Origin of the sequence: Streptomyces sp. NPDC032472 (assembly GCF_040636955.1) — a bacterium.
Classification (GTDB): domain Bacteria; phylum Actinomycetota; class Actinomycetes; order Streptomycetales; family Streptomycetaceae; genus Streptomyces.
Genome location: NZ_JBEZVK010000034.1, coordinates 63,891 through 81,797, shown reverse-complemented (window position 1 = coordinate 81,797; position 17,907 = coordinate 63,891). Strand labels below are relative to the sequence as shown.

The following is a 17,907-nucleotide window of genomic DNA, read 5'->3' as shown; positions in this document are numbered from 1 at the left end:
GCCAACGCTTCGCGGTCACCTGCTCGCCGCCGGCCGCCACCCTGCGGACGTATCACCTCTGTCGGCGGTACCACCCGCCGAAACAACACCCACAGCTCGTCCGGCACCAGCCGCTCGACCAAGTCCGTCATGCACGGCTCAACGAACGATCACGCCAAAAGAAACGATGTCTTAGAGGTCCTGACAAAGGCGTCGGACATGGCGGTGGGTGATGAGGCAGGTGGCGAGGCCCAGGAAGGCTTCGTGGATGTCGTCGCGTCGTTCCCATCACCGACGACTCGGCGCGCGAACTCGCCGCTCCCCGGTCCGGAGATCACGAAGGCGCGTACGGATGTGTTCCTCGCGGCGCTCGAACTCCACCGGGCCTTCCTGCGCTGCACGGCCCGCCCGATGTACGCCAACCTGACGGCCGCGATGGACGCCGTCACCGGGGCGGTGCCGAAGACCGTGCCCCGAGGCGCATCTGCGGGCGGCCTGGCAGAGCCCGGCTGGCGATGCTGCTTCTGCCGGGATCGGCCTGAGAGCGCAGTCCCGCCGTGAGGGCTTGCCATAGCAGTGGGGCCTATAGCTCATTTGCCGGATTCAATGAAAGTGCTCGAAAACGGCGTGCTCCTTGCCTAGAGTCCCAGGTCAAGAAGCCTGCTCCCCGCGCCCGCGGGGATGACCCCTTCATCGTCCGGAAGACCCTGAACGTCTGGACCTGCTCCCCGCGCCCGCGGGGATTACCCCGTCGCCGCGCTGGGGGAGATCCTGGCGGAGCCGGCGGAAGCCGTGGAGCCAGGCGATGGTCCGTTCCACGACCCGCCGGTAGACGCCGAGGCCGGAGCCGTGCGGCGCGCCGCGGCGGGCGATCACGGGTTTGACGCCGGTCGCCCAGGCCAGTCAGCGGTACGTGTTGTGGTCGTGCCCGCGGTCGGCCAGGAGCATGTCCGGCCGTCTGCGGGGCCGGCCGATCAAGCCGGCGACCGGCCGGTTCTTCTGCAACTGAGGCATCAGCTGGGTGACGTCGTTGCGGTTTCCGCCGGTCAGCGAGACGGCCAGTGGGATGCCTCGGCCATCGACGATCAGGTGGGGCTTGCTGCCCGGACGTGCGCGGCCGACCGGGCCGGGCCCGCTGTGGGGCCCCGCCGAGCGGCCCGGACGCGGGAGGAGTCGATCACCGCAAGCGACCGGTCCAGCTTCTTCGCGACCCGCAGCCTCTTCGACAGCACCAGGTGCAGTTGGTCCCACACGCCGGCCTCGTTCCACGCGGCCCAGCGCCGCCAGCAGGTCATTTCAGAACCGAAGCCGAGCTCCTACGGCAGGTACTCCCACTGGATGCCGGTGTGCAAAAGAACAAGATCCCGCACAGGGCTTGCCGGTCCGGCACCCGCGGTCGGCCCTTCACCCGCTTCGGTGCCGGCTCAGGCAACAACGGCTCGGTCAGCGACCACGGTTCATCCGCCACGATGTCGTCGCCACGAACACGCTCGCGGCCTGTCAGCGGCCCATTCGGCGCTGCTCGTCGAACCGAAGCAGCACCCGTACCAGACGCCACACTCCGGCCATCGCTCCGAGCAGCGCACCCCCCACCAACACGCCCTTCTCCGCTGAACCGGAGATGCCGAGGGCCAGGACGAGAATCAAGGCAACGGCGAAGATCACTGCAGCGAGCACGGCGGCAGTCACGAGGGCGAAAACGATCTCCACCGTCATTGCGTCCTTCTCCCCACGCGACTCTCGCCCCATGTCCATGCTGCAAGTCTTACACCGCGAGGTGGCGCAGCAAGGCGTGGACCGTCGCGTCGTGCGCGACGGATGTCGTGCCGATCAGACGGGCCAGCAGCGCGGCGAAGCGGTTGTCCGGCTGGTGGAGGAAGGGCTCGCCGCCCTCCTGCAGCACCGCGCGGAGCCGTTCCGCCGTGAGCTGCCCGTCGCCCGCCGACGCGGTGAGGAGGAAGCGGGCGAGGCGCCGGTCCAGGCCGGTCGGCGTCCAACGGCCGGCGCTCAGGTCGTCGGACAGGTGCCCCGCCAGGGCACCGGCGAAGGCGGCGCGCCCGGTGCGGGCGGCGTATGTGGTGCGTTCGGTGGTGGTCGTCATGGGCGGGGCCGTGGCCTTCCGTGAACGCCGGGCCGCGGAGGCGGCCCGGCGGTTGGTGCGGGGCGCAGGCGAGCAGCAAGCGCCCCGCCGGTCGGGAGGTTCAGTTCGCCGGCGCGGTCCGGCGGCCGGTGGCGGCGCGGAGGATCACGGCGAGGGCGACCAGGGCGATGCCGAACCAGACCACGCTCGTGACGCCCGCATGGTCGGCGAACAGGCCGCCGACGAGGGCGCCCAGGGCGATGCAGGTGTTGTAGGCCATGGTGTTGAGCGACATCGCGGCCTCGAAGGTCTCGGGGGCGGCCGCGAGCGTCATGTTGATCTGGCTGAGCTGGACGACGCCGAAGGCGATGCCCCACAGGACCATGGCGGCGATCACGCCCACCTCGTTCGTGCCGATGGTCAGCAGCATGGCGAGAGCGGCGATCAGGAGCAGGCCGCCCGCGATGAAGCTGCCCCGCAGGCTCTTGGCGACGGTCTGGCCGCCGATGAAGTTGCCGATCGCACCGCCGACGCCGAAGACGATGAGGACGACGGTGATGAAGCCGACGGTGGCGGAGGTGCTCTCCTCCAGGTAGGGGCGGACGAAGGTGTAGGCACCGAAGTGGCCGAGGACGAAGAAGACGACCATCGCCAGGACCACCCGCAACGGCACGTTCTTGACGGGCAGGCCGAAGACCTCGCGCACGGACACCGCGTTCGCGGACGGCAGCGACGGGATCGTGAGGGCGACCGCGAGGAACACCAGGGCGCTGAGGCCGGCCCAGATCAGGAAGGTGGTGCGCCAGTCGCTCGCGCTCTCGAGCAGGGTGCCGAGCGGGATGCCGACGACGGTGGCGATCGAGATGCCGGACATCACCACGGCGGCGGCCCGGTTGGCGTGCTTTTCCGGAACGATGCGCATGGCCATGCTGACGCCGATGGCCCAGAAGACGCCGCTGGCGAAGCCCATGACCAGGCGGGTGCCCAGGATCAGCGGGTAGTTCGGGGCGACGGAGGTGACGAGGTTGCCGACGGCCAGGACGGCCAGCAGCGTGCTCAGCAGCCGGCGCCGGTTGACGCGGCGGGTCCACGCCACGATGAACGGCACGCCGAGACCGGCCGCGACCCCCTGCGCCGTGACCATGAGGCCGGCGGTGCCCACGGAGACGCCGAGGCTCTCGCTGAGCGGGGTGAGCAGGCCGATCGGCATCAGTTCGGTGGTGAGGAAGACGAACAGGCTGGCGGTGATGGCGGCCACGCCCAGCCATCCCCGGGTCGGGGACGGGGACACCTGCTTCTGCGGTGCGACGGGCGCGTACGTCTCTTCTTGGATGGTCATGTCATCTCTCCGGACGGGGTCAGGCGGCGGGGCGCGGACGCGGGGGTTTCCTCGGGCTGCTTCCCGGTCGGGCGGGGCGGGCGGGGCTGGCCGAGCAGGACCGCCAGGAAGATGACGACCATGCCGACGATCTGCAGGGCGGACAGCGTCTGGTCCTTGAACAGGTAGCCCAGCAGCGCCGCCACGACCGGGCTGCCCAGCGCGAGGAAGGAGACCGCGACCGCCGGCAGGCGTTCGATGCCCCGGAACCAGACGATGTAGCTCAGGACCGCGCCCAGGGTGATGAGGTAGGCGAAGCCGAAGACGTTGGAACCGGTCACACCGTCGGGAAGGTCTTCCAGCGACAGCCAGAACGGCAGCAGGACCAGCCCGCCCGCGGTGAGCTGCCACCCGGTGAACGTGAGCAGGTTGACGCCCTCGGGCCGGCCCCACCGCTTGGTCAGGGTGATGCCCGAGGCCATGCACAGCGCTCCGCCGACCGCGGCGAGCACTCCCATGGCGTCGAGGGACCCCGCGCCCTTGAAGACGAGCAGCACCACGCCTCCCGCGCCCATGGCGCAGGCCAGCGCGTGGAGTGCTCTGATCCGCTCGCCGAGGAAGAGGGCGGCGAGGATCACGACGAACATGGGCTGCGCCGACATGATCATCGCCGCGATGCCGCCCGGCAGCCGGTAGGCCGCGACGAACAGCAGGAAGTTGAAGGCGCCGATGTTCAACACGCCCAGCACCAGTGCGCGCCACCACCAGATGCCCACGGGCAGCCGTCGGCCCAGGGCCAGCAGGACCAGGCCGCCGGGCAGGGCCCGCAGCGTGGTCGCCAGGAGCGGCCGGTCCGGTGGCAGCAGTTCGGTGGTCACCAGGTACGTGCTGCCCCAGACGGCCGGCGCCAGGCCGGTCAGGGCCGCGGTGAGTACGTTCTGTCTGTTCTTCACATCGCCTCCGTCCGGCGGCTCGGTCGCTCCGGCGTGATGCTCATGGCGATCGCTCGTCCTTTCGGTGTGACGGGTGCACGGGCACGCGGGCATGCCTCGGCGGGGTGCGCCCAGGTACGAGAAGAAGGAAGGGAGGAAGAAGGGAGAGACCAACGGCGGTACACCCCCGGGGCGTTGCTGCCGTGTGCCGTCCCCACCAGTGTCGGGCCGGGGCCATCGATGAGTCCAACACATGCTTGTCACGCGATACATCACGCTTCACGATGGATCCGTGGAGCTCCAGCAGATGCGTTACGTGATCGCCGTGGCCGAGACGAACAGCTTTACGCGAGCCGCCCAGCGCTGCCTGGTGGTGCAGTCCGCACTCAGCCACCAGATCGCGCGCCTGGAGAAGGAGTTGGGTGCACGGCTCTTCGAACGGACCAGTCGGCGGGTCCGGTTGACCCCGGCGGGCGCGGCCTTCCTGCCGGCTGCCCGCCAGTGCCTGGACGCGGCGGAGCGGGCCGCCGCCGAAGTCGCGGCCGCCGTCGGGGAAGTGCGCGGGCGCCTCGCGGTGGGGCTGATCCCCACCGTCGCCGCCGTGGACGTTCCAGCCGTCCTCAGGGAGTTCCACCGGCGCCATCCGAAGGCCCGGGTCAGCCTCAGCGTGGGGGCGAGCGACGAGCTCGTCGAGCGGGTCAGGCAGGGTGAGATCGAGGTGGCCTTCCTCGGCATCCCGGTCACGGCCCGCCCCCGCGGCGTCATGGCCCGGGAGCTGGCCCGCGAGCGCCTGGTCGCCGTGGTCTCCCCGGACCACCCGCTCGCCGGCGCGGCCTCGGTCGATCTGCGCCGGCTGTCCTCGGAGGTGTTCGTGGACCTCCCGGCGAAGACCGCCGGCCGGGCCCAGTCGGATCTGGCCTTCGCCGGCGCCGGACTCACCCGCGAGGTCGCCTTCGAGGTGACCAACGCGGACTACCTGGCCCGTCTGGTCGGCGCGGGCCTGGGCGTGGCCCTGCTCCCGCCCGCGTATGTGGCGGGCCTGGCCGGTCTGGTCACCATCGAGGTCACGGACGCGCCGGCCCGCGCGGAGTACGTGATCTGGGGCGGGGAGAGCCGCACTCCGGCGGCCGCCGCCTTCCTGGAGCTGCTGGGCATCGAGGAGGAGTGAACGGGGGCCTCCCCGGCAAGGGGAGGCCCCCGTGGGTGCCCGGTGGTTGCGCAGGATCAGGACAACCGGTGCACGGTGAATTCGACCGGCACGTCGAAGACGGGCCGGGTGGTGGAGAAGACCACCTCGTGGTCGAAGCCCTCGTCGGCCACGAGCTTCTCGAAGTACTCCACGTCGCCCATGGTGCTGAAGAAAACGATCATGCGGCCCTTCTCCGTCAGGTGGGCGCGGGCCTCGCGGAAGAAGCGGGTCAGGGCCTGGTAGCCGGCGTCGGTGCCCGCCACGTCCGCGTAGTCGGTGGCGGCGAACCACTGGAACGGCGGGTTGAAGACGATCAGGTCGAAGCGGCCCTCGACCGCATCGAAGACGTCGCTCTCGCACGCCCCGACGCGGCCGGCGACCTGGTTCAGTTCGGCGTTGGCACGGACGGCGGCCACGGCGTGCGGGTTGAGGTCCACCGCCAGGACGTCGGCGCCCTTCTTCGCGGCGAGCAGGGCCAGCGAACCGCTGCCGGTGCCCATGTCGAGGACCCGCTCACCCGGTTCGACCTCGGCGAAGACCGCGCCGCCGAGCAGCGGGGACACCGGGCAGGGCGTCATGACCTGCGCGGGGACCCGCAGGGTCAGGCCCAGGAAGGGGTGCGTCTGCTCGCCCCCCTCGCCACCGCCGTACGCGGCCATTGCCCTGCGCAGTTCCTTGATCTCCGCCACCCGCTCCGGGGAGACGAGCGGCCGGTAGGACTCGGCCTCGGACGTGGACTGGCGGTCGAGCTGAGTCATGGTGTCGTATCCGTTCGTGTGTCGTGGGGTGTGAAAGGACGTCCGTCACAGGGGCCGGGACGAGGCCCGGAGCCGGGCGTGCGCTGCGGCCAGCCGGCCGCCGACCTCGGCCGTGCTGATGAGCACGGCCATGTTGGCCTTGGACGAGCGGCCTTCCGTGGCCGCGTCCACCGCACGCATCAGGTACTTCGTGATCGCCTGGCCCCGGATGCCGTCCCGCTCGGCGGCCGCGACGGCCTCGGTGATCGCGGCGTCGACCTCGGCGCCGTCGACCGCGTGCTGGGGCCGGACCGGCGTGGTGACCAGGAACGAGCTGTGGTTGCCCAGCGCCCAGTGGTTCTCGATCGCCCGTGCGATCACCTCGTCGTCGTCCAGCCGCACCGGGCTGCGGAAACCGCTGGACAGGCAGTAGAAGGCGGGGAAGTCGTCCGACCGGTACGAGACCACCGGTACGCACTGGGTCTCCAGGTACTCCAGGGTCAGGCCGAGGTCCAGGATCTTCTTCCCGCCGGCGCAGACCACCGCGACCTTGGAGCGCGTGAACTGGATCAGGTCGGAGGAGATGTCCATGGTCGTGGCCGCGCCCCGGTGCACCCCGCCGATGCCGGCCGAGGAGAAGAAGGCGATGCCCGCGCGTTCGGCCGCCACCAGGCAGGAGGCGACCGTCAGCGCGCCCATCCGGCCCTGTGCCAGGACGACGGGCAGGTCCCGGCTGCTGACCTTGGGGATGCCGGGCGTCGAGGCGAACCGGTCGATGTCGGCGTCGGTCATGCCGACCACGATCCTGCCGCTCTCCACGGCGATCGTGGCCGGGACCGAGCCGCCCGCCCGCACCGCCTCCTCGACCTTCCGGGCGGTCGCGGCGTTGTCCGGGTACGGCAGGCCGTGGGTGATGACGTTGGACTCCAGCGCCACCACCGGGCGGCCTTCGTGGAGCGCGTCGGCAACCTCGGCACTGAAGACGAGCGGGACGTCCTGGTGGGGAAGGGGGGTCGTCATGGTCACAGCCGTCTTCTCACTGGGGGTCGGGGCCGTAGTTCGGTACCTTGCCGAGGATGTGCCTGCGGCCCACGATCTCCGGGATGTAGACCTCCTCGTTCCAGAGCTCCTTGTCGATCGGCTCGACCGCGATCGACACCACGCCCTCATCGCAGCCGAAGGCGTCGGTGACGGCCTTGGTCACCGCCGACAGCAGCTCGGACTGCTGCTCGTCGCTGAGTGCCGTCGGAAAGTGCTTGATGTTGACGTGCGGCATGACGGTGTCCTTCCGGATGTCCAGGCGCCGGCGGACGGCGGTCACGAGCTCGTCGACGTCCGGTGCCCTGAGCAGGGAGTAGTGGTCGGCCTCCAACTCGACGACGGTCGGCGGGGCGCAGGAGTAGCCGCTGCTGGCGTCGAGGAACGAGTACTCGTCCCCTTGCGCCTTGAAGATGGTGATGGGCGCCGAGATCCGTCGCTCCCGCAGTTCGCGGAAGGTGTAGCTGAACTCGAAGGTCGTCCCGACGACCCGGACGATCCTGCGCACCAGGTCGGTGTCGAGGTCCGGGAGGTTCTCGCTGATGAAGTCGGCGAAGCTCTCGTCGTCCTCGGCGACGGCGAGGCACTTCTCCAGCAGGGGGCCGCTGATCGTGCCCGTGAAGACCGAGAGGAGGATCGCCACGTACGCCCGGTCGGCGTAGCCCGCGCTTCGCTCCCCGCCGGCCGCGCCACGGTCGCCGTTCCCGTTCCCCTTGCCGTTGCCGTGGCCCCGGACCTTGGGCGAACCGGGGGCGATCAGGAAGAGGTGGTCGACGGTGTGGCCGGCCTGTTCCAGCTGGTACGCGCTCTCGAAGGCGACCCTGGCTCCGAAGGAGTAGCCCCACAGCGTGTACGGCCCTTCGGGCTGGGCCCTCCTGATGGCCTTGACGTCCTCGGCCGCCATCTCCCGGATCGTTGCGTACGGGGTCTCGCCCGGGTTGATCCCGTGGGCCTGCACCCCGAGGAACGGCCGGTCGGTGCCCAGCCGTTCGCCCAGGAGCCGCAGGTTCATGGGGTAGCCGCCCAGACCGGGCCAGCAGTGGACGGGCCGCCCGGAGCCCTCCCGCTGCAAGGGGACCAGGCGCGAGGTGTCCCCCGCCGGCCCGCCGGTGATCCGGCGGGCCAGCCCCTCCACGGTCGGCGAGGTGAAGATGGCCTCCAGCGGCAGGCCGGCCCCGAAGGTCCGGTTGATCCGGTTGATCAGGCCGACGGCGATGAGCGAGTTGCCGCCGCACGCGAAGAAGTCGTCCTGCACGGAGACGCTCTCCTGCTTCATCGCCTGCTTCCAGAGCGCGGCCACGCGGCGTTCGGTCTCGTCCCGGGGCGCCACGAAGGGGCGGTCGGCCACCCCCACGTCCACCGTGTCGGAGGCGGCGAGGGCCTTGACGTCGATCTTGCCGTTGGCGGTGGTCGGCAGCGCGTCCAGAACCACGACCTTGTTCGGGATCATGTAGTCGGGCAGGTAGTTGACGAGGTCGTCGCGGATCAGCTCCGCGGGCCCCCGCATGTGGACCGCGTCCTCCCGCATGCCTTCGTGGCGCCGCTGCTCCTGGCTCACGCGGCCGCCGACGAAGAAGTACGAGGCGCCGCCGGGCCGGCCGAGCTCGCGCAGGATGCCGTCGATCCGCCGGGCGGAGGGCAGGTCGTCGCCTCCTTGGGAGCTGTACCCGGAGGACATGAAGCCGATGTCGAGCTCGTTCATGGACAGGCGCTGGAGCGTACGGCCGAGGTCGATGTAGCGCCGCCACTCCTGCGGGCCGCGGCTGATCACCGAGATCCCGAAGGCCGCCCGGTCGTACACGGCCTGGTTGATGGCGATGACCTGCTTGCGCAGGACCAGGTCCGGGGAGACGAAGCGCAGCCGGTCGCCCTCGTACAGGTACTGCCCGGCCGGCCGGTCCAGCCCCCTGCCCGGGTGGATCTGGACGTACAGCTCGATGCCGTCGTCCGTGCGGGGGCCCCGGTAGGGCACCCAGTCGAAGGCGCCGAGGTAGTGGTCCTCGTCGGCGACCCTCAGCCGGGCCTTGACCTCCGGCGCGAACGGGGCGGCTTCGATGTCGAGGCCGTACTGCGGCAGGACCTCCTCCAGTAGTCCGACGACGTGGCCGGCCTCGATCTCCAGGACCTCCCTGATGTTCTTCTTGTAGACGGGCTCGATGGCGGAGCGCCGGCCGAGGAAGTGCACCCGGATCCGGGGGCCCGCGGCCGCGTCCCGCGTCTCGGGGAGCTCGCAGACCAGCACCAGGCGGTGGTCGACCGGGTGGTGGTAGTGGATGCCCGAGGGGATGCCCGGGAAGCCGGTGATCTCCGGGTACACCTGGGTGGCGTAGAGGGATCCGGGCGAGGCGTAGGCGTACTTGGGAAGCAGCCGCTCCGGGCTCAGGTGCGGCCCGAGGTGGCGCAGGATCGCGCCGAGCCCGTCGGTGTCCAGCTCCGCGAGCTCCCGCCCGCGCACGGCGGCGGGGCGGCGGGCGAGGAGCTTCAGCAGGTCGGCCTCGGCCACCGGGGCTGCGCCCTCGTAGAAGCGGTAGGTCTTGCGGGCGAAGGCGAGGCTGCGCTGGTCCGGGGTGGCCGTGCGGCCGGGCAGGTCGAGGACGGGGAGGCCGGCGAGCTCGGCCGCGGACCGTATGCCCGGGTTGGACAGCTGGGCCTTGACCTGGAGCTTGCTCTCCTTGGACCGGTGGTGGGCGCCGTGGCTGCCCTGGTCCATCAGGGCGGCTTCCTTCGGGTCGAGCTCGACGCAGGCGATCAGGTTCTGGAAGCCCGTCCTCGGGTCGTCCTTGACCAGCACGGCCGCGTGCCGGACCCAGTCGTGGGTCTCGATGGCGAGTCGGATCTCGTCGAGCTCCACCCGGAACCCGCGCAGCTTGACCTGGTTGTCGGCGCGGCCGGTGAACTGGACGGTGCCGTCGGCGTTCCGGTAGGCGAGGTCGCCGGTTCGGAAGAGCCGCCCGGGGCCGAAGGGGTTGTCCGCGAACCGCTGCGCGGTCAGGTCGGGCCGGTGCAGGTAGCCGCGCGCGACCTGGACGCCGCCGATGTACAGCTCGCCGATCTCGCCCACGGCCCGTTCGGTCAGGTCGGGGCCGAGGATGTGGTACTCGGTGGCGTCGACCGGGGAGCCGATGGAGATCGAGTGGGGGCCGTCGCCGACGGTGGACCGGGACACGGCGAAGGACGAGGAGTTGATGGTGCACTCGGTCGGTCCGTAGAGGTTGATCAGGTCGCACTTCGGGAGGGTCTCCAGGAACGTGCGCGCCAAGGGCCTGGAGAGGGCCTCGCCGCCGGTGAAGACCTGCTGCAGAGAGACGCAGGAGTCGAACTCCTCGGTGTCCAGGAGCGCTTGGAGCAGGGTCGGGACGCACTGGAGCGTGGTCACCGCGTGGGCCTTGACCGCCTGCACCAGCCGTTCGGCGTCCCGGTGGATGCCGGATCCGCCCACCACGACGGTGGAACCGGCGGCCGGGGCGAGGATCTCCCACTGGGCGGCGTCGAAGCTGATCGGCGTCTTCTGCAGGACGGTCCGGGTGCGGTCGATGCCGTGGGCGGCCCGCAGCCAGGACATCTGGTGGGCGATGCTCCGGTGCTCGATCATCACGCCCTTGGGCCGGCCGGTGCTGCCCGAGGTGTAGATGACGTACGCGAGCGAGCCGGGGTCGATGTCGGCGTCCGCGCCGGGCACCTCCGGGCGGGCGTCCTCGGCCCGGACGATCACGGTGTCCGCGGGGGCCAGCGCCGCCAGGCGCTCGACGAGGTGGCCCTGGGTGACGATGACCTTCGCACCGGAGTGCTCGATCATGTAGCGCAGTCGCTCTTCGGGATACTCCGGGGCGAGCGGCAGATAGGCGCCGCCCGCGAACAGGATGCCCCAGACCCCGGTCATCACGTCGGGCGAGGGCTCGGTGAACAGCCCCACGCAGTGGTCGGCGCCCACGCCGAGCTCCCGCAGTCGCCCGGCCAGTCCTCGGCTCCTTGCGACCAGCTCGGCGAAGGTCATGTGCCCGTCGCTGCTGATCACCGCCGTGTCGTCCGGGCGTTCGGCGGCCGTGCGCAGGAGCAGTTCGGGCAGCAGCGGGCGGATGGCCGGGCTCCGGCCGGCCGCGTCGGTCGTCATGTGAGTCCCCCTGGGTATGCGTGGGTGGTCACCGGTCGGCCCCGGCTGTCCGGCCCCTTCGCAGCGCGTCGGCGACCTCGAGCATGCGGCGGGTCTGGTGGGCCATGGCGGCGAGGTTGTCCTCGGTGACGTTCTCCGCCAGCCGGCCCGGAACCGCCTGCCGGCCGGAGACCGAGCTGACGCCGTACGGGTTGCCGTTGCTGGGCGCCGTCATGATGTCGTCGGTGACGCCGGGCGGCACGATGATTCCGCCCCAGTGGTAGAAGACGGTGTTGAGCGACAGGATCGTCGCCTCCTGGCCGCCGTGCGGGGCGCCCGTCGAGGTGAACGACGACATGACCTTGCCCGCCAGGCCGCCGCGCGCGTTGAGGGGCCAGGCCAGGTCGATGAAGTGCTTGAGCGGCGCGGCGATCATCCCGAACCGGCCGGGGCCGCCGAGCAGGATCGCGTCGGCCCAGTCGAGGTCGTCGGCGGTGGCCGTGGCAATGGCCGCGGTGGCCCCGGCGTTCTCCCGCCACGCTTCGGTCCACTCGGTGAACTCGGGCGCCAGGGACGCCTCGACGTACTCGGGGACCCGGCGCAGCCGGACCTCGGCGCCCGCCTTGGCGGCGGCCTCCTCCGCGGCCACGGCGAGCTTGTGGATGTTGCCGGTGCCGGAGTAGTAGACGATCGAGATCCTCGTCGTCGACGAGGAGGTGTCGGCGGTGGACACGGGGCGTCCTCCTGGATGAATGCGATGCGGTGGCCGAAGGGCCGGAGGGCCGGAGCTGCGGGGTCGCGGGGTCGCGGGGGCCGCAACCCCGCACGCTCCGGCGGGTGGGAGCGCTCAGGCCGGGACGTCGGTGCCGAAGTAGCGGTCGCCGAAATCACCGATGCCGGGGATCATGAACGCGTTCTCGTTGAGGCGTTCCTCGATGGAGGAGGTCACGATCCGCACCGCGGGGTGGCGGTCGTGGACGGCCTTGATCCCTTCGGGGGCGGAGAGCAGGTTCACGAAGACGATGTGCTCTTCGGGCACTGCGTGGTCGAGCAGTACGCCGATCGCGGCGAGCGCGGTGCCGCCGGTGGCGAGCATGGGGTCGAGGAGCAGCACGTGGCCCCGGCCGATGCCGGCGGGCAGCGCCGCGTAGTGCAGGTGCGGGAGTTTGGTGACCTTGTCCCGCTGGATCAGGATCTTGCCCAGGCGGGTCTCGGGCGCCATGGCGCGCAGTTCGGACTCCATGCTGTCGCCGGCCCGTGCGATGGACACGCCGTAGACCGGGGTGGCCGGGGACAGGCCGTGGTAGATCCGCCCGACCGGGGTGCGGACCTCGCGGGGCTCGTAGGGGAGCTGGTCCAGCGCGGCGTCGAGGAGCCCGCGGATGATGCGGTGCGCGGCGGGGACGAACTCCTCCCGCGCGGCCCGGTGGTCGCGGATGATCGAGTGCAGGGCGCGCAGCCGGTTGGTCTGGGGCAGGAGGTGGGTCACGCCACGGAGCGGCTCGGTGTACGTGGCCATCAGGACCCGCTCCGTCCGTCCTGTGCGGCGACCCGGGCGAAGGCTGCGCGGGCCTCCCGTACGAAGGTGCGCACCTTCTGGCGGTCCTTGCGCCGGGTGGCGGGGTCTTCCAGGCCGGTGTGCGCGTCCACGGCGGCGGGGCGGACGGCCTCGATGGCCGCCGCGACGTTCTCCGGGGTGAGTCCGCCGGCCAGCATCAGCGGCTTGGGTGAGATCCTGGCGAGTTCGGCGCTGACGCTCCAGTCGTGGGTCAGCCCGGTCGCGCCCTTGGCCCCGGTGGCCGGGTTGAAGCTGTCAGTAATGAACATGTCAACCCAGTCGGCGGAGGTCGCCACGACCTCACGCAGCTCTTCCATGTTGTCCGTCTTCACCACGAGGCTCTTCAGGACGTAGAGGTCCGGGGCCAGGCTGCGCAGTCGGCGCAGCTCGGCGGGGGTCACGTCGCCGTGGAGCTGGATCGCACCGACGCCCATGTCGGCGCAGAAGCCGGCTATGTCGTCGGCATCGGTCAGATAGGTGATGATGACGCCCTTGGTGTCGGGCTGGATCGCCTTGACGATGGCGGCGGCCTCGGCCTCGGACAGGTCCTCGTTCTTGGCCGGAAGGCGCAGGGCGAAGCCGAGCCAGTCCGCGCCCTCCTCGATGATGAGGTCGGCCTCGGACTGGTCGATGACGCCCGCGACCTGGATCAAGCCGTACATGTCTGCCTCCTCGGGCCGCGGCGGTCCGGGCCGGGGCCGATCTGCGATGGGATGCGTCCGCCGGACGTCGGCGGTGGAACCGGGACAGGGGACCGGGTGGTCGTCTCCGGCTCAGCGGCCGCCGGCGGCCGCGAGCTCGGCGACGACGAGCCGCGCCACGGGGGCGGCGGATGCGGGGTTCTGCCCGGTGATGACCCGGCCGTCGCTCTCGGTGTGGGCCTCGTACACGGGCGCCTTGGCGTGCAGCGCCCCGGCCTGCTTCAGCCGGTCCTCGAGGAGGAAGGGCATGACCTCGACGAGGCCCAGCGAGTTCTCCTCCTCGTTGCTGAAGGAGGCGACGCGCTTGCCGCGCACGAGGGGCGTGCCGTCGGGCAGGCGCAGGTTGACCAGGGCGGCCGGGCCGTGGCAGACGGCGGAGACGACGCCGCCGCGGGCGTGGATGTCCAGGGCGATGCGGGCCAGGTCCGGGGAGTCGGGGAAGTCCCACATGGCGCCGTGGCCGCCGACGTAGAAGATCGCGGAGTACTCGGCGGGGTCCACATCGGCCGCCCGGCGGGTCGCCACGAGCTTGGCCTTGACGGTGTCGTCGGCCAGGAAGCCGACGATCTCCGGGTCGTTCTCCTCGCCGTCGAAGACGACGGCCGGCGGCTCGCCACCGCGCACGGAGACGAAGTCGACCTCGTGGCCGGCGCCGACGAAGACGTTGTAGGGGTGGGCCGCCTCGGAGACGCTGTAGCCCGTCCGGTTGCCGGTGTCCCCCAAGGTCTCGTGGCTGCTGACGGCAAGCAGGATCTTGGCCATGCTTCCTCCTGGAATCGGCGCGGAGTGCGCCCGGGATGGTGGTGAAGGGCCGGGTGGGCCGGGTCGAGGTCGTGCCGGGTGATGCCGGGTCGTGACGGGTCGTGACGGGAGGACGTCAGGCCTGGTGGATGAAGTCCTGGACCAGCTTCACGAATTCGACCGGCTTCTCGAAGATCACCATGTGGCCGCTGTCGATCTCGGTGTAGGACGCGTTCGGGATGGCGGCGGCCAGCTCACGGGAGTGCTCGGCGGGCACCGCGGCGTCCGGGTACGGAGCCAGGACGAGCGTCTCGGCCCGGACCTTCCCGACCAGGTCCCGGATGTCCACTCGGACGAGCAGCTCGAGCTGGCGGATGCGGCCGTCGGAGGGGCTCAGCTCGGCGCCGAGGTTCTCCACGTCGCTCAGGCTGGGCTGGCTGCGGATGTAGCGCGGACTGAAGGCGGTGGTGCTGAGCACGCGGCCGAAGGCCTTCGGGTCGTGCTTCTGGCTCAGGGTCAGACCGATCAGGTTCTCGATGTAGAGGTCCGACTTGACCAGGCCGCCGACGGGGATCAGCCGGCGAACGTGCTCGGGGTGAAGGGCGGCCGTGGCGGCGACGACGGCCCCGCCGAGCGAGAAGCCCACCAGGTCCACGGGACCCAGACCGGCATGTTCGATCACGGCGGCGACCTCGTCGGCGAGCTGCTCCACGGTCAGCGGCGCGCCGTCGTCCGTGGCGGTCTCGCTGCCGGACAGTTCGGGAAGGATGACGGTGTTGCGGCGGGCGAATTCCTCGACGAGGTGGCCGAAGGTGACCTGGCCGCCCTTGCCCACGCCGTGCACCAGCACCAGGGCCGGACCCTCGCCGGTCACGGTGTAGTGGATGCGCGAGTTACCGACGGATATCGCGGGCATGACGAATCTCCTCCTGTGGCGACGCAAAAGAATTCCCGGACGAATGAGCCGAAAAAATGGGACGGGAATCCACGCGGTGAAACGGCGAATTCCTGCAGCCCCCATGGATTCCGCTGAACGCAGCGAGTTCGGGGACTCACCCGATGGGACGAGCCCCCGAACACCCGAAGCAGAATCATCTACGTCAGGCGCCCCAGTCAACCGGCGTCACTCAAGGATGGTTCGACGCCCGGCTATTGCGATCGGAAAAGGCACAACGGCCCCGAGGAAGATCGATAAACAGGCGGGAATAAGCCGGACCGATTATCGGAGATCCCCGGTCACCGCATGCCGCCGGCGTCCCGAAATCGCCCGGGATGCTGACGTCGGTATTCGACCAGGCATTGAGCCACAGCGGCCCCTTCTCCGACCGCGGCTCCGACCCGCTTGACCGATCCCGACCGTACGTCGCCCACGGCGAAGACCCCCGGCAGGCTGGTCTCCATCGGCATGGCGTCGGGGCCGGCGCCGCCGCTGCCGGTCAGCACGTACCCGCGGTCGTCGAGCTTCAGGATGCCGCCGAGCCAGTCCGTCGACGGACGGCCTCCGATCAGGACGTACAGGCACTGCGCCGAGACGGTGCGCTCGCCCCCGGCACGGTCGCGCAGCCGGAGCCCGGTGAGCGTGGTCTCGCCCAGGCATTCGACCACCTCGGTACCGAGCAGGACGCGCAGGCCCGGCGTCCGCTCGATGCGCTGGACCAGGTAGTTCGACATGGAGGCGCCGAGATCGGCACCCCGGACGAGCAGGGTGACGGAGCGGGCGTAGCGGGCGAAGTAGAGGGCGGCCTGCCCGGCGGAATTGCCCGCGCCCACCATGTAGACGTCCTCGCCGGCGGCCGAGGGCGCGTCGGACAGGCAGGCGCCGTAGTACACGCCCGAGTTGAGGAGCCGCTCGACTCCCGGACTGGCCAGCCGATTCCATTCCACGCCCGTGGCCACCACCACGGCGGCCGCCGAGACCGACGCGGACTCGTCCGTGCCCGCCTTGACGAACGAGACGGCGTGGCCTCCCGCATCCGTGGGAGCCAGCCGGGTGGCGACACGGGTGGGCTGCCACTCGACGCGGGCCCGGCGGGCCTGCTGCAGCGCCCGCTGGGCGAGGTCTCCGCCGGTGAGCCCGACGGGGAAGCCCAGGTAGTTCTCGATCCTTGAGGTGGATCCTGCCTGGCCGCCGGGGGCGTCGTCCTCGATGACGACCACGCTCATGCCCTCTGCGGCGGCGTACACGGCCGTGGACAGGCCGCCGGGACCGCCCCCGATCACCGCGACGTCGTAGTGCTCCTGCTCGGCCGGCCGGATGAGGCCGAGCCGGTCGGCCAGTTCGCTGATCGACGGATCGACCAGCTCGGTGCCGTCGCCGAGCCGGACGGTCACCGGCGCCTCCCGCCTGCTCTCCTCCGGCACCCAGCGGAAGATGACGCCGCTGCGGCCGAGGAAGTCACGGATCGCGTAGGCGGCCGGCGAGAAGCGGTACCCGCGCACCTCGGCGGTGGGCAGGTCGCCGCGGTGCTCGGCGTTCCAGGTGCACAGGGCGTCGTCGAGGGCGGCCCGGAGGCGCTCGGCCAGGCCCGTCCCGCTCCCGTCCCCCTCCCGTGTCCGGTCGACGGCCACGACGGAGGGGTCGAGCGGCGCGGAGCCGTCGTCGGCGAGCAACAACCAGCGCGTGTGCGGGTGCTGTGCGGTGTACTGCCCGGGGTCCTCGTCGGCGAGGACCGCGGGGACGGGCACGTTCCGCTCGGCCAGCGACCGGAGCACGAGCCCCGCCTCGACCAACCCGCCGACCTGCAGGACACGGAAGGACGCCCGGTACCAGCGCTGTACGAGCTCGGCCGTCTCGTGTCGGCGGAGCGGATCGGGATCCGCGAGAAGGATCACCGGCAGTGCGGCTTCGGCCATGAAAGGTCCTCCTGGGTGTGTTGATCGGTGAACTGCCCCTCCGGTCAACGAGCCGAGGACCGTTGCGTATCTGCCGGGATCAGAGTCGTCCGAAGAACTGGTTGCCGCGTGCCGCGTGGTCCTGGCTGGTGTAGTACTCCTTCATCGCGACGCTGATCTCGTCCCGGCTCAGCTGTCCGTCGCCGTCGCGGTCGAGCACGCTGAACGCCTCGTCGAACGTCTGGCGGGGCAGCCTGAACATCCCGTGGAGCAGGGAGGTGTACTCGTCGCGGCTCAGCATGCCGTCGCCGTCGCGGTCGCCGAGCTCGGTCCAGGCGTTGCTCAGGTTCCTGATCCGGTCCCAGATCCTGTTCTGATCGCTGACGATCCGCGCCCGGAACGCGGCCCGGTACTCCTGCCGGTCGACGGCCCCGTCGTCGTTGCGATCCATCTTGTGGAACACGGTGTCCCAGAGACCGCCCAGGGAGTCCCTGAGCCCGGCCACGGAATCGGGTGCCACACCCAGTGATTCGGCGAGCTTGTCGGAAACCGCCAGGACGTCCGATCGCTCCAGCCGGCCCTTGCGCTCCGAGTCGAAGACATCGAACGACCGGTCCAGCTTGATGTCCAGCAGGTTCACGCCTGGCCCCTCTCTCACTCTGCGGATTCACTTGATCACGGCGCGTGCGTGAGGAAGCATAGATCGCCGCCA

16 protein-coding genes and 2 pseudogenes are annotated in these 17,907 nt (G+C 70.8%); 2 read left to right on the top strand and 16 right to left on the bottom strand.

The window, feature by feature from the left end:
• Positions 1-131, bottom strand: a pseudogene (locus tag AB0F11_RS23260) (IS5/IS1182 family transposase); the annotation flags it as partial.
• Positions 132-198: 67 nt separating this feature from the next.
• Between AB0F11_RS23260 and AB0F11_RS23255 the strand changes: the two are divergent.
• Positions 199-540, top strand: a complete 342-nt coding sequence (locus AB0F11_RS23255; RefSeq protein ID WP_362176883.1) for a hypothetical protein — start codon at positions 199-201, stop codon at positions 538-540.
• A gap of 213 nt (positions 541-753) precedes the next feature.
• On the opposite strand, the pseudogene AB0F11_RS23250 reads toward AB0F11_RS23255, so the two are convergent.
• The 5 genes and pseudogenes from AB0F11_RS23250 to AB0F11_RS23230 all read right to left on the bottom strand — a co-directional run.
• A pseudogene (locus AB0F11_RS23250) lies at positions 754-1,483 on the bottom strand (IS5 family transposase); the annotation flags it as partial.
• Complete coding sequence (locus AB0F11_RS23245) at positions 1,480-1,734, bottom strand: DUF6332 family protein (protein ID WP_362176880.1); 255 nt, start codon at positions 1,732-1,734, stop codon at positions 1,480-1,482. The gene AB0F11_RS23245 and the pseudogene AB0F11_RS23250, both read right to left, overlap by 4 nt.
• A gap of 10 nt (positions 1,735-1,744) precedes the next feature.
• Positions 1,745-2,080: a hypothetical protein gene (locus AB0F11_RS23240; RefSeq protein ID WP_362176877.1), complete on the bottom strand. Its 336-nt coding sequence runs from the start codon at positions 2,078-2,080 to the stop codon at positions 1,745-1,747.
• Between the two features lie 100 nt (positions 2,081-2,180).
• A complete protein-coding gene (locus tag AB0F11_RS23235; RefSeq protein WP_362176874.1) occupies positions 2,181-3,398 on the bottom strand; it encodes an MFS transporter in 1,218 nt (405 codons plus the stop codon).
• Complete coding sequence (locus AB0F11_RS23230) at positions 3,395-4,330, bottom strand: EamA family transporter (protein ID WP_362176871.1); 936 nt, start codon at positions 4,328-4,330, stop codon at positions 3,395-3,397. Before AB0F11_RS23230 ends, AB0F11_RS23235 begins: the two co-directional genes overlap by 4 nt.
• A 232-nt stretch (positions 4,331-4,562) precedes the next feature.
• On the opposite strand from AB0F11_RS23230, the gene AB0F11_RS23225 reads away from it, so the two are divergent.
• Complete coding sequence (locus tag AB0F11_RS23225; RefSeq protein WP_362176868.1) at positions 4,563-5,477, top strand: LysR family transcriptional regulator; 915 nt, start codon at positions 4,563-4,565, stop codon at positions 5,475-5,477.
• Positions 5,478-5,533: 56 nt separating this feature from the next.
• Here AB0F11_RS23225 and AB0F11_RS23220 read toward each other — a convergent pair whose 3' ends face one another.
• The 10 genes from AB0F11_RS23220 to AB0F11_RS23175 all read right to left on the bottom strand — a co-directional run bounded on the left by AB0F11_RS23220 (position 5,534) and on the right by AB0F11_RS23175 (position 17,835).
• Positions 5,534-6,256, bottom strand: coding sequence for a HemK2/MTQ2 family protein methyltransferase (locus AB0F11_RS23220; RefSeq protein ID WP_362176865.1), 723 nt, complete (start codon positions 6,254-6,256; stop codon positions 5,534-5,536).
• A gap of 45 nt (positions 6,257-6,301) precedes the next feature.
• Entirely contained in the window at positions 6,302-7,255 is a 954-nt protein-coding gene (locus AB0F11_RS23215) for a pseudouridine-5'-phosphate glycosidase (protein ID WP_362176907.1), read from the bottom strand.
• Positions 7,256-7,271: 16 nt separating this feature from the next.
• Positions 7,272-11,384, bottom strand: a complete 4,113-nt coding sequence (locus AB0F11_RS23210; RefSeq protein ID WP_362176862.1) for an amino acid adenylation domain-containing protein — start codon at positions 11,382-11,384, stop codon at positions 7,272-7,274.
• A gap of 28 nt (positions 11,385-11,412) precedes the next feature.
• A complete protein-coding gene (locus AB0F11_RS23205) occupies positions 11,413-12,096 on the bottom strand; it encodes an NAD(P)H-dependent oxidoreductase (RefSeq protein WP_362176859.1) in 684 nt (227 codons plus the stop codon).
• A gap of 114 nt (positions 12,097-12,210) precedes the next feature.
• The gene (gene upp, locus AB0F11_RS23200) at positions 12,211-12,882 is read right to left on the bottom strand and encodes a uracil phosphoribosyltransferase (protein WP_362176856.1); all 672 of its coding nucleotides are present in this window, start codon (positions 12,880-12,882) and stop codon (positions 12,211-12,213) included.
• The gene (locus AB0F11_RS23195) at positions 12,882-13,583 is read right to left on the bottom strand and encodes a phosphoribosylanthranilate isomerase (protein ID WP_362176853.1); all 702 of its coding nucleotides are present in this window, start codon (positions 13,581-13,583) and stop codon (positions 12,882-12,884) included. Before AB0F11_RS23195 ends, upp begins: the two co-directional genes overlap by 1 nt.
• Positions 13,584-13,694: 111 nt before the next feature.
• Positions 13,695-14,384, bottom strand: coding sequence for a type 1 glutamine amidotransferase domain-containing protein (locus tag AB0F11_RS23190; protein ID WP_362176850.1), 690 nt, complete (start codon positions 14,382-14,384; stop codon positions 13,695-13,697).
• A 115-nt stretch (positions 14,385-14,499) separates the two neighbouring features.
• The gene (locus AB0F11_RS23185; RefSeq protein WP_362176847.1) at positions 14,500-15,279 is read right to left on the bottom strand and encodes an alpha/beta hydrolase; all 780 of its coding nucleotides are present in this window, start codon (positions 15,277-15,279) and stop codon (positions 14,500-14,502) included.
• 320 nt (positions 15,280-15,599) lie between these two features.
• Positions 15,600-17,216: an FAD-dependent oxidoreductase gene (locus AB0F11_RS23180; protein ID WP_362176843.1), complete on the bottom strand. Its 1,617-nt coding sequence runs from the start codon at positions 17,214-17,216 to the stop codon at positions 15,600-15,602.
• Positions 17,217-17,295: 79 nt separating this feature from the next.
• A complete protein-coding gene (locus tag AB0F11_RS23175) occupies positions 17,296-17,835 on the bottom strand; it encodes an EF-hand domain-containing protein (protein WP_362176840.1) in 540 nt (179 codons plus the stop codon).
• Positions 17,836-17,907 lie beyond the last annotated feature (72 nt).

What these genes read in the sequence shown, in the direction of transcription:
- AB0F11_RS23240 (WP_362176877.1), bottom strand. Translation starts at nt 2,080, where the DNA reads ATGACGACCACCACCGAACGCACCACATACGCCGCCCGCACCGGGCGC.
- AB0F11_RS23190 (WP_362176850.1), bottom strand. Translation starts at nt 14,384, where the DNA reads ATGGCCAAGATCCTGCTTGCCGTCAGCAGCCACGAGACCTTGGGGGAC.
- AB0F11_RS23215 (WP_362176907.1), bottom strand. Translation starts at nt 7,255, where the DNA reads ATGACGACCCCCCTTCCCCACCAGGACGTCCCGCTCGTCTTCAGTGCC.
- AB0F11_RS23235 (WP_362176874.1), bottom strand. Translation starts at nt 3,398, where the DNA reads ATGACCATCCAAGAAGAGACGTACGCGCCCGTCGCACCGCAGAAGCAG.
- AB0F11_RS23220 (WP_362176865.1), bottom strand. Translation starts at nt 6,256, where the DNA reads ATGACTCAGCTCGACCGCCAGTCCACGTCCGAGGCCGAGTCCTACCGG.
- AB0F11_RS23210 (WP_362176862.1), bottom strand. Translation starts at nt 11,384, where the DNA reads ATGACGACCGACGCGGCCGGCCGGAGCCCGGCCATCCGCCCGCTGCTG.
- AB0F11_RS23255 (WP_362176883.1), top strand. Translation starts at nt 199, where the DNA reads ATGGCGGTGGGTGATGAGGCAGGTGGCGAGGCCCAGGAAGGCTTCGTG.
- AB0F11_RS23180 (WP_362176843.1), bottom strand. Translation starts at nt 17,216, where the DNA reads ATGGCCGAAGCCGCACTGCCGGTGATCCTTCTCGCGGATCCCGATCCG.
- AB0F11_RS23245 (WP_362176880.1), bottom strand. Translation starts at nt 1,734, where the DNA reads ATGGACATGGGGCGAGAGTCGCGTGGGGAGAAGGACGCAATGACGGTG.
- AB0F11_RS23195 (WP_362176853.1), bottom strand. Translation starts at nt 13,583, where the DNA reads ATGTACGGCTTGATCCAGGTCGCGGGCGTCATCGACCAGTCCGAGGCC.
- AB0F11_RS23225 (WP_362176868.1), top strand. Translation starts at nt 4,563, where the DNA reads ATGCTTGTCACGCGATACATCACGCTTCACGATGGATCCGTGGAGCTC.
- upp (WP_362176856.1), bottom strand. Translation starts at nt 12,882, where the DNA reads ATGGCCACGTACACCGAGCCGCTCCGTGGCGTGACCCACCTCCTGCCC.
- AB0F11_RS23185 (WP_362176847.1), bottom strand. Translation starts at nt 15,279, where the DNA reads ATGCCCGCGATATCCGTCGGTAACTCGCGCATCCACTACACCGTGACC.